This window comes from Sutterella sp. (assembly GCF_030539355.1).
Classification (GTDB): Bacteria; Pseudomonadota; Gammaproteobacteria; order Burkholderiales; family Burkholderiaceae_F; genus Sutterella.
The window spans coordinates 14,913-27,113 of sequence record NZ_JAUNSF010000009.1; the positions used below are offsets into that span (position 1 = coordinate 14,913).

The 12,201-nt window shown below is 67.0% G+C and carries 9 protein-coding genes; 5 read left to right on the forward strand and 4 right to left on the reverse strand.

What is annotated here, in order from left to right:
- Positions 1-20: 20 nt before the first annotated feature.
- From Q4F91_RS03065 to Q4F91_RS03080, 4 genes are all read right to left on the reverse strand, one after another.
- Entirely contained in the window at positions 21-1,637 is a 1,617-nt protein-coding gene (locus Q4F91_RS03065; protein ID WP_303334436.1) for an amidohydrolase, read from the reverse strand.
- Positions 1,638-1,695: 58 nt separating this feature from the next.
- The gene (locus Q4F91_RS03070; protein WP_303334439.1) at positions 1,696-3,081 is read right to left on the reverse strand and encodes an APC family permease; all 1,386 of its coding nucleotides are present in this window, start codon (positions 3,079-3,081) and stop codon (positions 1,696-1,698) included.
- 578 nt (positions 3,082-3,659) lie between these two features.
- A complete protein-coding gene (locus Q4F91_RS03075; RefSeq protein ID WP_303334441.1) occupies positions 3,660-4,172 on the reverse strand; it encodes a hypothetical protein in 513 nt (170 codons plus the stop codon).
- Between the two features lie 144 nt (positions 4,173-4,316).
- Positions 4,317-7,172 (reverse strand): heavy metal translocating P-type ATPase, encoded by a 2,856-nt coding sequence (locus Q4F91_RS03080; protein WP_303334443.1) that lies wholly within the window; start codon positions 7,170-7,172, stop codon positions 4,317-4,319.
- Between the two features lie 221 nt (positions 7,173-7,393).
- On the opposite strand from Q4F91_RS03080, the gene Q4F91_RS03085 reads away from it, so the two are divergent.
- From Q4F91_RS03085 to Q4F91_RS03105, 5 genes are all read left to right on the forward strand, one after another.
- The gene (locus Q4F91_RS03085) at positions 7,394-7,909 is read left to right on the forward strand and encodes a MerR family transcriptional regulator (RefSeq protein ID WP_303334445.1); all 516 of its coding nucleotides are present in this window, start codon (positions 7,394-7,396) and stop codon (positions 7,907-7,909) included.
- The gene (locus Q4F91_RS03090) at positions 7,909-8,472 is read left to right on the forward strand and encodes a hypothetical protein (protein WP_303334447.1); all 564 of its coding nucleotides are present in this window, start codon (positions 7,909-7,911) and stop codon (positions 8,470-8,472) included. Before Q4F91_RS03085 ends, Q4F91_RS03090 begins: the two co-directional genes overlap by 1 nt.
- A gap of 153 nt (positions 8,473-8,625) precedes the next feature.
- The gene (gene iadA / locus Q4F91_RS03095; protein ID WP_303334449.1) at positions 8,626-9,777 is read left to right on the forward strand and encodes a beta-aspartyl-peptidase; all 1,152 of its coding nucleotides are present in this window, start codon (positions 8,626-8,628) and stop codon (positions 9,775-9,777) included.
- A 160-nt stretch (positions 9,778-9,937) separates the two neighbouring features.
- Positions 9,938-11,239, forward strand: coding sequence for a YihY family inner membrane protein (locus Q4F91_RS03100; RefSeq protein WP_303334451.1), 1,302 nt, complete (start codon positions 9,938-9,940; stop codon positions 11,237-11,239).
- A 133-nt stretch (positions 11,240-11,372) separates the two neighbouring features.
- The gene (locus Q4F91_RS03105; protein ID WP_303334453.1) at positions 11,373-12,125 is read left to right on the forward strand and encodes a tetratricopeptide repeat protein; all 753 of its coding nucleotides are present in this window, start codon (positions 11,373-11,375) and stop codon (positions 12,123-12,125) included.
- The last annotated feature ends 76 nt before the right edge of the window (positions 12,126-12,201 follow it).

Here is a 12,201-nt window from a genome sequence, read left to right on the forward strand (position 1 = left end):
GGACGAAATCGTTGCCGCGATCAGGCGCCCTCGCGGATGAAGACGAACTCGCCGCCCATCATCGTGCGGTCGATCTTCGTGCGGCGCAGCTCCAGCGGATCGATCGAGAAGATGTCCTCGCTCAGGACGACCAGGTCGGCGTAGAAGCCCGGGCGGAGCCTGCCCTTGATGTTCTCCTCGAAGCTCGCGAACGCGCCCTCGGTGGTGTAGGCGTCGACCGCGTCATAGATGTCGAGGCACTCCTCGGGGTGGAAGCCGCCCTCGGGCTCGCCCGTGAGACGGCGGCGGTTCACCGCGCAGTAGAGGTTGTCGATCGGGTTCATGTCCTCGATCGGGCTGTCCGTGCCGAAGGACATGTGAATGCCGAGGCGCTTCATCGTGCCGAAGGCGTAGGAGGTGCCGGCGAGCTCGGCGCCGACGCGCTCCTCGACGATCTTCGTGTCGTAGTGCAGGAAGATCGGCTGCACGAGGGCGAGGATGCGGTTCTTCAAGAACCTCTCCACGAGCGGGCGGTCGGTGATCTGCACGTGGACGATGCCGAGGCGCAGCGGGTTCATGCCCGTCGTGCAGACGGAGTCGTAGGCGTCGAGAACGCGCTCGATCGCGCCGTCGCCGATCGCGTGCGTGACGATCGAGCAGTTGTGGCCGTTGGCCATGACGACGAGCTCGTGGAGCTTCTCGGGCGTGAGCGTCGCGATGCCCGAGGTCGTCGGGTCGTCATGGTAGGGCTCGCGCATGAGCGCGGTGCGGGCGCCGAGGCTGCCGTCGACGAAGAGCTTGAGCGGCCCGAAGCGGTGCATGCCGTTGCCGCGGCCCGTGACGCAGCCCTCGGCGAGGAACTCGCGGTACTGCAGCGGATCGTGGAAGTTCGCCTGGTGGTAGATGCGCACGAGCGGCCGGTCATCCATCACGCGGTTGTAGGCGGCGAGCATGTTGCGCCAGGAGCCGGGCCTCAGGTCGCAGGTGTGGACCGAGGTGACGCCGCACTCGGCGGCGTGGCGCATCGCGGTGCGGATGAGCTCGACGTTCTCCTCGACGGTGTGGCTGCGCAGCAGCGCGAGGAGCGGCGCGCGGGCGTTCTCGGTGAAGATGCCGTCGAGGCGCCCGGAGGCGTCGCGGCCGATCGAGCCGCTCTCCGGGGCGGTGATGTCCTCGGAGACGCCGGCGCGCGCGAGCGCCGCGGAGTTCGCCGTGAGCATGTGGCCGCAGGCGCGCTCGAAGACGAGCGGATAGTCGGTCGTGATCTCGTCGAGGTCGGCGCGGGTGAGCATGCGCGCCTCGTCGGTGAAGTAGTCCTGGTTCCAGCCCATGCCGTGAAGGAGCGTGCCCGGCGCCGGACGGCGGCGCTCGATGAACTCGCGCGTGATGCGCTTCACGTCGGCGATGCTCGTCGCATGCTGCAGCTGCACGCTCGAGAGCGCGACGCCCGTGTTGTGCAGATGCTGGTGCGAGTCGATGAAGCCCGGGACGATCGTGCGGCCGCCGGCGTCGAAGACCTTCGCGTCGGCGGGCGCGGCGGCGCGGACCTCCGCCTCCGTGCCCACGGCACGGATGAAGCCGTTGCGGACAAGCAGCGCCTCGGCGAAGCGGCCGCGCTCGACGTAGATATGGGCGTTTGTGATCAGTGTGCTGGACATGACGAATGTTCCTGACGATGAATTCTGGTCAATGCTGCTTCTTGCAGGGAGAATTTTCTCAGCTTCCGGAGCCTTCGGCCGGATGACGGCGGCGGAAGAAGATCTCCCAGATGCCGAGGCCGACGATGGGCACGAAGATGCCGAGCGCCGCGGTCACAGGATCCTGATAGATCGTGTTGATGATAAGCGCGAGCATGAAGGTGACGACGAGAATGATCGACCACGGGTAGAACCAGACCTTGTACGGACGCTCGAGGGTCGGGTACTTGCGGCGCAGCACGATCACCGAGAGGAAGGTGAGGCCGTGGAAGATGAGGCCGCTGATCGCGACGAGGCTCGTGAGCTCGGAGAGCGAGCGCGAGCAGATGAGGATGATCGACATCACCATCGAGGCGATCTGGGCGTTGATCGGCGTGCGGTACGTCGGATGGAGCTTCGCGAGCGCGGGGAAGAGCGCGCCGTCGCGGGCCATCGCGAAGTACATGCGCGGGAAGACCATGATGCAGCCGTTCAGTGAATTGAAGATCGCGAGCATCATCGCCGTGCCGACCACGAGCATGCCCAGCCCCCCGAAGAGCTCCTGCGCCGCGGCCGTGCCGAGGTAGAAGTTGCCGCTCTTCACCATCTCGAGGATCGCGTCATAGGGGAGAACGCGGTAGACGGAGTAGTTGAAGAGCACGTAGAGCGTGGCGACGCCGAGGATCGAGAGGATGAGCGAGAGGGGGATGTTCCTCTTCGGGTTCTTCATCTCCTCGGCGATGGTGTTGAGGTTCGACCAGCCCTCGTAGGCCCAGAGGGTGGCGAGCACCGCGAAGGCCATCATCGAGAGGATCGTCGTGAGCTCGGGCGTCTCCGCGGGGAAGTGGAAGAGGTCCGGGTGCTGCTCGCCCATGAAGAGGCCGCAGACGATGATGAGCGCGATCGGCAGGAGCTTGAGGACCATGAAGATGTTCTGCACGGTGCTGCCGAGCTTGATGCCGCGCATGTTGATGAGCGAGAGCACGATCACGCTCACGACGGCGATCGTCTTCTGCTCGATGATCCCGAGGGGATACATGCTCGAGATCGCCGCGGCGAAGGCGAGCGCGAGCGCGGAGATCGAGCCCGAGCTCGAGAGGAAGAAGTTCGTGATGCCGCACATGATGGCGACGCGCTCGCCGTAGGCCTCGTGGAGGTAGACGTAGTAGCCGCCGGCCTTCGGCATCATCGCGCCGAGCTCGGCGAAGCAGATGCCCGAGAGCAGGGTGATGAGGCCGCCCACGCACCAGACGAGGAGCGCGAGGCCGAGGTTGTCGCCCGAGCGCTCGAGCACGATGCCGCCGATGTAGAAGATGCCCGAGCCGATCATGATGCCGGCGAGGACCGAGATGCCGCCGAAGAGGCCGACCTCGCGGCGCATCGTCACCTGGCCGCCGGGTGTGTGGGGTGTGGGACTGTCTGTCATTTTTCTGCTCCCGCCTGTCTGTGAAGGTGTTCCTGTTGTCGGAATGGTTTTCGGGGAAAGCCCGGGACAGCAAAAAAGGCTGCCCCGCCATCCTGAGCGGTTGCAGCCTTCTCGTTCCCGGAGTCTCCTTCAGCTTCATCCGCGGACCTTTCGATTCTTTCCGCCGGCGGGCCCTCGGCCTCCGACGGAAGGAGTGAAAGGCGCCTGACGGAAAGGGGAAGGTCTCCGAACCAAGGGGAGCTTCGCCGCCGATAGCGCCTCCGATGACGGATCCTCCGTGGATCCGTCCCGGGAGTCACCGGCGTCTTCCGTCGGTGCCCAACCTCGCGGACATGCCTGTCCGCCGGTTTCGGCCGCCCGGCCTCCTGCCGCTCGTCTTGAAACGGGTGCCCCCGGTTCGAGCGGCGCTCATCCGTAAGCGGCGCCTCTATTCAGCTTTCGCAGAAAGAAATGTTGCACACCCGGGGCGCATCCGTAAAGAACGCCTGAACGACAGGACGCCCGTTGTTTGAGCACAGCGGGAGAGGGCTAGGCAGTAGTGCCTAGCCTCGGTGCATTGCGGGAGGGGTTCCCGTGGATCAGCGGTCGCGGCCGCGCTGGGTCGTCGTGTTCGTGCGCCGGTAGGTGCCGCGCTTCATGGCGATGCGGGCGTTGACCTGCATGAAGGCGGCGATGAGGATGGCGAAGACGCCGAAGATGATCGGGGCGGGCTCCTGGCTGTCGATGCCGATGAGCGCGCCCATCAGGCCGAACATGCCGAAGGCGGAGGAGACGAAGTTGAGCGCGGGGTCGATCTTCTGCGACTTCCTCGCGGGGGCGGTCTGGGCGGGCTCGCGCGTGGAGGCCTCCATGCGCTCGAGCGCCTCGGTGCGGACCTCGTCCTTCGTCTCGCTCTTCTTCTTGAAGGCGCCGAGGAGGTCGCGCATGCTCACCCCCTCGCCCGAGGTCTTCGGGTGAGCGGTGGTGTCGGGCGTCTGAAGCGTGTCAGGCACCTCCATGGGCTTGAGCTCGCCGCCGCGGCCGCTCTGCAGGCGTTCGATGTAGCGGACGTAGTCGCCGTCATCCGGCTCGATGCTCTTCCGATCGGTCATGCGTTTAATTCTCCTGGGCTCCGCTCTGATGCGGAGAACCTCCAAATAAAAAGGATACCGCAGGAGGAGAGAAAAAAGCGCCCGGGATCCTGCAGGAACCCCGGGCAACATGCTTGAAATGGTATGGAATTGTTCTCAGGCCGGTCAGGCCGCGGCCGCGGCGGCGGCTTTCGGCGCGGCGGCGGGCTTCTCCTCGGCGGCCTCGTCCACGGCGCGGGCCATGGCGTCGAGGCGCTTCTTCGCGCGGAGCATCCGCATGCCGTTCGCAACCACGATGAGGCAGGTGCCCGTGTCGGCGAAGACCGCCATCCACATGGTCGCCATGCCGCAGAGCGCGAGGATCGTGAAGATCACCTTGATGCCGATCGCGAAGGCGATGTTCTGCACCAGCACCGTGTGCGTCATGCGCGAGAGCCTCACGAGGGTCGCGACCGACGAGACGCGGTCGTCCATGAGGGCGATGTCGGCCGCCTCGATGGCGCTGTCCGTGCCGCGCACGCCCATGGCGATGCCGATGTCGGCCTGCGCGAGCGCCGGGGCGTCGTTGATGCCGTCGCCCACCATGGCGGTGAGGCCCTCGGCCTGCAGTTCGCGGATGCGCTCGAGCTTCTGCTCGGGGAGCAGGTCCGCGCTCACGTTCTCGAGACCGAGCTCATGGGCGAGCGCATTCGCGGCGCGCGCGTTGTCGCCCGTGAGGAGCCAGGGCGTGACGCCCTCGGCGGCGAGCTGCCTGAGACCCGAGCGGGTGTCGGCCTTGATCTCGTCGGCGAGCGCGAAGTGCGCGATGACGCCGAAGGGATCGGTGAGGGCGACCGACGACCGTCCGGCGGCGGCGGCCTCCTCGAAGGCGGCCTTCACCTCGGGCGTCGCGAAGCCCTTCTCCTCGATGGCGGTGAGGTTGAGGAGCGCCGCCTCACCGCGTCCGACGCGGCCCCTGACGCCGCTTCCCGGGAGCGCCGTGAACTCGGTCACCTTGGAGATCTGCGCCTGCTCGGCGCGGGCGAGCGCGACGATCGCCTGCGAGAGCGGGTGCTTGTTCATGGCGCCGAGGCTCGCCGCGACGGAGAGCGCGCGCGAGCGCGGAGTGCCGAAGAAGAGCGTGACCTTCTCGACCTTCGGCTCGCCCTTCGTGAGGGTGCCCGTCTTGTCGAGGCCGACGTTCTTCAGTTTCCTCGCTTCCTCGAGGAAGAGGCCGCCCTTGATCAGCAGGCCGCAGCGGGTCGCGGTGGCGAGCGCCGAGACGATCGTCACGGGCGTCGAGATCACGAGCGCGCACGGGCAGGCGATGACGAGGAGGCACAGCGCCTTGTAGAGCCAGCCGAGCCAGTCGCCGAGGAAGAGGGGCGGGAGGATCGCGACGGCGAGCGCCACGACAAAGACAATCGGGGTGTAGACCGCGGCGAAGCGGTCGACGAAGCGCTGCACGGGGGACTTCGTCGCCTGCGCGTTCTCGACGGCCTCGATGATGCGCGCGGTGAGGCTCTGGCCGGCGGCGGCCGTGACCGTGACGAGAATGGTGGAGGAGAGGTTCACCGTACCGGCCCAGACCGTCTCGCCCGGGCCCTTCTCGGCGGGCATCGACTCGCCCGTGACCATCGACTGGTCGAGGGTGGTGTTCCCCGACTCGATGCGGCCGTCCAGAGGCACGCGGTCACCCGGCGCCACGCGGATCATCGCGCCCGGCCCCACCTCGGAGACCTTCATCTCGGTGAATTCGCCGTTCGCGCCTTCGACGAGCGCCTTCTCGGGGGCGACGCTCATCAGGTCGCGGATCGAGCGGCGCGCGCGGGTCATCGAGAGCTGCTCGATCGCCTCGGAGATCTCGAAGAGCACGAGCACCATCGCGGCCTCGGGCCAGGCGCCGATCAGCACGCCGCCCGTGACGGCAACGGCCATCAGGGTGTTCATGTTGAGCGTGCCGCGCATCGCCGACTGGATGCCCTTCCTGAAGGTCGTGAGACCCACGAGCGCGATCGCGACGAGGGCGAGCACGAGGGTGACCACGTTCGCCACGGACTCCTCGAGCGGGATGACGCCGTTCTCCGCGCCGATCTCGATGAATTCGCAGCCCACGGCCACGACGAGGGCGAGGATGTAGCGGCGCCAGGGCGTGCGGTCCTCGAAGTCCGCCTCGCGCTTCTCGCCCGCCATCATGGTGGAGGAATAGCCCGCGGCCTTGATCGCGGCCTGCGCGGCGGCCACGGCCCCCGCGGGAACCGCGATCGTGCGGTTCATGATGTTGGTCTCCCAGTCCGTGAGACCGGCCTTTCTGAACTCGCGCTCGATCTCCCCGGCCTCGACCGGGCAGTCCATCTCGGGGACCGAGATGAGCGTCCTCGCGCCTCCGGCGGTCGCGGGCGCAATCAGGGTCGCTTCGTACCCCGCGGCCTTCACGGCGGCAATCGCGGCCTCGGCCTGGCCGACATCCACGCCGATCGTGCGGTTCATCACGTCGATTTCATAACCCTCGAGACCGGCCTTTTTAAACTCGCGCTCGATCTCGCCCGCCTCGACCGGGCAGTCCATCTCGGGAACGGAGAGCTTCACGCGGCCGCCCGCGGCGGAGGAGCCCGAGAGCTCGGGTTCGTACCCCGCGGCGCGGATCGCCTCGATCGCACGCGACACCGTCGCGTGGTCGGAGGGAAGCACGACCGTGCGGTTCATGAGGTCGAAAGAGAAACCCTCGATTCCGGCCTTTTTGAACTCGCGCTCGATCTCGCCCTGCTCGACGGGGCAGTCCATCTCCGGGACGCGGATGCGCACAGGGTCGCCCGCAGGGGCGTCGTCGAGCCTGCGGAACTCGGTTCCGGTGGCGCGGACGGTCTCGAGCACCGCCGCCTCGTCGACGGCGCAGCCGTCGGGCAGCGTGATGCGCACCTGGCGCACGCCGTAGTCGGGCACGATGCGCACCGAGGCGTCAAGTTTCTGAAGGGCGCGCTCAACGGGGCCGAATTCAGCCGGACAGCACATGTCCGGCAGCGAGAGCGTGATGTTTTTCATGGGAAAAGAGGCAGGTTGCGAAAGTCTTCTGACACGGACGCGGCATGCATCCGGCTTCTTCATGGATGCCATTTCACACCTTGAAGTCGTTACAATGTCAAGCGCCGTTTTCCCATTCTTTCCCCGCACTCCGGCAGTGTCCGACCCAGTATCCGAGGTACGTCTCCCAAAACCGCACCGGATCCTCAGTGAAGGTGAAGGTGCTTCAAGGCAACTGGTCCATGCGCATCCGAGATCTAGCACAGCTCACCGGAAACACACCGGAAACCATCCGGTACTACGAAAAGATCGGGCTCCTGCCGCCGCCGCGGCGCGAGGCCAACAATTACCGTCAGTACGGGGAAATCCACGTCAGCCGCCTCGACTTCATCCGCCACTGCCGCAACCTTGACATCGGCCTCGTGGAGATCCGGTCGCTGCTCGGGGCCCTTGACGAGGGGAGCCGCGAGGGCGCCGACCTCGCGCACAAGCTCATTCACCAGCACCTCTCGCTCGTGGACGCCCGCATCAAGGACCTCAACGAACTGAGGCGCCACCTCAAGGACCTCGAGGCGCACTGCCGCGGCGAGAAGTGCGGCGCCGAAAGCTGCGGCATACTTGCCGAACTCAATACGCGCCCCGCGGACAAGGTGCCCGACCAGACACCGAGGTCGGCCGAGGAGATCCTGCGCGCCGTCTCCGAGGCGCAGCGCAGAGCCGAGGACGCCGCGGCGCAGAGAAAAAAGGAGCCTTTCTGATGTTTGAAAGTACAGTGCACTTCACGGGCATGGGCATTCTCTTTGCCGTCGCCGCCCCGTGCATCGTGGTTTTCTTCCTCTGGCTGCTCGGGCGCTCCGTGCCGCCCGCGGTGCGCCCGACGGGCAGGCCCGCCGGCGTGGGCGGACTGCTCCTCGTCGTGCTCCTCATTCTGTCTGCGAAGGCCGTCGTCTCGCTCTTCGCCCTCGGGCAGCAGGCGGGCGAGTGCGTGCGCGTGGTCTCCATGTCGCCCGACTTCCTCTGGCCCGCGGTCAAGAGCACGCTGCCGGCGGCGGTGAACGCCGTCGCGATCATGCTCGCGCTCGTGCTCCTCACGCTCGGCCGCTCGCCTGCGGCGCTCTTCACCGCGCTCGTCGCGGTCTGGGTGGCCGGCCCCGGCGACGATTTCTTGAAGTCCGTCATCCTCGGCGTCCCCTTCAACCCCTCGCAGGGCTTCATGGGGATCTCGTTCTTCACGATCATCGTGACCGTGTACCTGCTCTTCTCCTCGAGAAGCGCCCACACGTACGGACTGCCGAGCGCACGGCGCGCCGCGCGCTACTGAAGGCGTTGACTGAGCCCGCGGGCTCAATAGAATCACATACCGAAGAAACACTTTTCACGGGCCGGGCGCTATCGAAGTTCCCGGCCCGCATCACAAGACCGCAAGGCCCGCGACCCGGATGAAGCCGCGGCCGGCCGGAAGGAGACCACCACCATGACGAGTCCTGTTCTTCTCGTCCGCAACGCGGACGTCTACGCCCCGGAGCACCTGGGGCAGCGCGACATTCTCATCGCCGGCGGCAAGATCGTCGCCGTCGAGGAGAAGCTTGACGTCAGCGTTCCCGGCATGGAGACCCTTGACGCCGCGGGCCGCCGCGTCGCGCCGGGCCTGATCGACCAGCACATCCACGTCACGGGCGGCGGCGGCGAGGGCGGCTGGGCGAGCCGCTGCCCCGAGATGAACTTCTCCGCGCTCGCGGGCGCGGGCGTCACCACGTTCGTCGGCGTCTCGGGCACCGACAGCATGTCGCGCTCGATCGAGAACCTCCTCGCCAAGGTCCGCGGCCTCACCGTCGAGGGCGCCTCGGGCTGGATGTGGACGAGCAACTATGCTTTTCCCCCCACGACCATCACGGGGTCGGCCAAGATGGACATCTTCACCATCCCCGAGTGCCTCGGCGTGAAGATCGCCATGGGCGACCACCGCGCGTCCTTCCCCACGCCTGACGAGGTGCTCCGCCTCCTCTCCGAGATCCGCATCGCTGGCATGCTGACCGGCAAGACCGGGTTCCTGCACATCCACTGCGGCAACTTCGCCGCCGACATCTTCGACGCCCTTGAGTACGCGGTGCGCCGCGGCATTCCAGCGAAGCACTCGCGCCCGACCCACGTCGCGCGCCACCCGGAGGTCTTCGAGCGCGCCTGCGCCTTTGCGAAGGCGGGCGGCTTCATCGACATCACGACGGGCGGCGGCTGCTACCAGGGCTCGGCCGCGAAGGCCTTCCTCGATGCGCTCGAGAAGGGCGTCCCCGTCGAGCACCTCACGTTCTCCTCGGACGGCCAGGGCTCGATGCCGCGCTTCAATGACGCGGGCGAGATGGTGGGCTTCGGCGTGGGCTCGATCAAGTGCGACCTCGAGGCCGTGCAGGCCGTGGCCGCGGAGCTCGGCCTCGAGACGGCCCTGAAGCCCATGACCACCTCGATCGCCGACGCGCTGGGTCTTCCCGGCAAGGGGCGCGTCGCCGTCGGCTGCGACGCCGACCTTATTGTTCTCAATGACGCGCTCGCCCTCGACGAGGTCTTCATGAAGGGCCGCGGGGTGATGCGCGAGGGCAAAGTTGTCGTGAAGGGCGCCTTCGAGGAATAATCGAAGGAAAAACAAAAACTTTCGGTTGACAGAGTCACCGATCCGGCCCGGCGGGAGAGCTCATTCCGCCGGGCCGGAGTTTTTCATCTCGTGTCCCGCCGCGCAATAATTGGAACCGGACCGCCTTTCTTCCCACTCCGAACAAGAAAACCACAGTCTCATGAAGCCCTCCATTCTCCTGAGCCGTCTGCGCGAGCACCGGCTCTTCGAGACCGTCAGCTCGCTTTTCAGTTTCTCGGCCTCCCGCATGCGCGAGGCGCAGCTCCAGGAGGTCGCGTCCTCGATGACGCTCACGACGCTCCTCTCGCTCGTGCCGCTGCTCGCCGTTTCGCTCGCCGCCTTCGCCGCGTTCCCGAGCTTCGCCGACACGCGCAAGGCGCTCGAGGACGCGCTCTTCAACAGCTTCCTCCCCGATCAGTACTCGACCGAGATCATGGAGTACCTGAAGCTCTTCAGCGACCATGCCTCCGGCCTCGGCGCCTTTGGTCTCGCGGGTCTGTCGCTCACCGCGCTCCTGATGATCAACAAGTTCTTCGTCACGGTGAACCGCATCTTCCGCGTGAAGAACATGCGCCCCTGGACGCAGCGCGCCATGATCTACTGGGCGCTCCTCACGCTCGGGCCTCTCGCGATCGCCCTCTCGATCACCTTCACGACGCAGGCGATCCGCATCGCCTCGGGCTCGACCGACATCAGCGTGCCGGGGTGGCTCTTCGTCGTGCTGCAGCTCCTGCTGCAGACCTTCGGCTACGCGGTGCTCTTCAAGCTCGTCCCCAACTGCCGCGTGCCCTTCTCGCACGCCTTCGCGGGCGGCCTCATCGTGGCCGTTGCGAGCCAGATCGTGAAGATGGGCTTCGAGTACTACATCACCGCGGGCACGCTCTCCTCGATCTACGGCGCCTTCGTCGCCTTCCCCGTGTTCCTGCTCTGGCTCTACGTCGCCTGGATGCTCGTCTTCGCGGGCGCCGCGATCACGGCCACGATCCCGCAGCTCACCTCGGGACGGTTCGCCGACAGCTACATGCGCGGCAATGACTTCCTCACCGGCACGGTGCTCTTGGCCGAGCTCACCCGCGCCCGTCAGAAGGGCCAGCCCGTCGTGAGCGTCGACGAGCTCGCCCGCGCCGCGGACAGCTATCCGCAGGCGATCGAGCGCATCCTCGCGAGGCTCGCCGAGTACGACTACTGCGCCCCGGTGCTCGAGAGCGAAAGGCGCCGCCGCACGGGGTGGGCGCTCTTGTGCGATCCGGAGAAGCGCACGCTGCGCGACGCCGTCTTCGCGCTCCTCATCGATCCCGCTAACGGGCTCGTGCGCCCCGCGGGCGACGCCCGCCATCCCGAGGGACCGCTCTCGGCCTGGTTCTCCCGCTTCACCGAGGCCTCGATCATCGACGAGCCCCTCTCGGAGCTCGCCGACCCGGGGCGTGCGAAGGCGCTCGCGAAGGCCGTCTCCGAGGTCTGATCCCTCCGCCCCGAAGGCGCGGCCCTTGAGCTTCACTTAAGGTTGGGCCGCTAAAGTTCTCCCGCACGGAAATTCAAGTTCCCGGCGCCCCGGACTCACCCGGGGCGCCGGACATTTTGCGGAGACCCCTTCGATGCTCAAGTCCTTCATCCTCAGAACCGCCGCCGGCGCCATGATCGGCGCGGGACTTCTCACGATCGCGAGCACCCCGGCCGCGGCGAGTGTCGCGGATGGCGTGGCGCAGATCGAGGCGGGCAAGTACGCCCAGGCGATGAAGATCCTCAAGGCCGAGGCCTCGCGTGACGAGGCCGAGGCCTTCTTCTACATCGGCGACATGCTCAACCAGGGACTCGGCCAGAAGCGCGCCCCGCTCGAGGCGACCGACTGGTGGGAGAAGGGCGCGTACCTGGGCAGCGTCAAGTGCCAGCTCGCGCTCTCGCTCGCCTACCGCAACGGCGTGGGCGTCAAGGTGAACCCGCGCCAGGCCCTCATCTGGGACCGCGAGGCCGCCAAGCAGGGCTCGCCCGTCGCCTTCAAGAACATCGGTGACTACTTCGCCACCGGCAACGGTCAGGAGATCGACACGGCCGAGGCCGCCAAGTGGTACTACCGCGCGGCCGCGAAGGGCTATCCCGAGGGCTGCCTCGCGCTCGCGAAGCTCCTCGCCGACGGCGAGGGCGTGAAGCACGACCTCACGGCCGCCTGGGTGCTCGCCAGTGCCGCGGCGAACCCGGCCGAGGGCTTCGAGGCCGACCGCGACGCCGCCGCCGAGGCGAGAAAGCTCGGCCACAGGCTCTCCGCCTCCGAGATGGAGGCCGCCAAGTCGATGAAGCTCGCCGACGTGATCGCCCGCCTCGCGCCGCTCGACACCGAGGCGAAGCGCTGACAGCCTCAAGTCCGGGGGATCGTTCCTGATCCCTCGGAAGCTCAGAATGAAAGAAGCCCCGCGGTCAGAAATCGCG

What these genes read in the sequence shown, in the direction of transcription:
- Q4F91_RS03065 (WP_303334436.1), bottom strand. Translation starts at nt 1,637, where the DNA reads ATGTCCAGCACACTGATCACAAACGCCCATATCTACGTCGAGCGCGGC.
- Q4F91_RS03070 (WP_303334439.1), bottom strand. Translation starts at nt 3,081, where the DNA reads ATGACAGACAGTCCCACACCCCACACACCCGGCGGCCAGGTGACGATG.
- Q4F91_RS03075 (WP_303334441.1), bottom strand. Translation starts at nt 4,172, where the DNA reads ATGACCGATCGGAAGAGCATCGAGCCGGATGACGGCGACTACGTCCGC.
- Q4F91_RS03080 (WP_303334443.1), bottom strand. Translation starts at nt 7,172, where the DNA reads ATGAAAAACATCACGCTCTCGCTGCCGGACATGTGCTGTCCGGCTGAA.
- Q4F91_RS03085 (WP_303334445.1), top strand. Translation starts at nt 7,394, where the DNA reads ATGCGCATCCGAGATCTAGCACAGCTCACCGGAAACACACCGGAAACC.
- Q4F91_RS03090 (WP_303334447.1), top strand. Translation starts at nt 7,909, where the DNA reads ATGTTTGAAAGTACAGTGCACTTCACGGGCATGGGCATTCTCTTTGCC.
- iadA (WP_303334449.1), top strand. Translation starts at nt 8,626, where the DNA reads ATGACGAGTCCTGTTCTTCTCGTCCGCAACGCGGACGTCTACGCCCCG.
- Q4F91_RS03100 (WP_303334451.1), top strand. Translation starts at nt 9,938, where the DNA reads ATGAAGCCCTCCATTCTCCTGAGCCGTCTGCGCGAGCACCGGCTCTTC.
- Q4F91_RS03105 (WP_303334453.1), top strand. Translation starts at nt 11,373, where the DNA reads ATGCTCAAGTCCTTCATCCTCAGAACCGCCGCCGGCGCCATGATCGGC.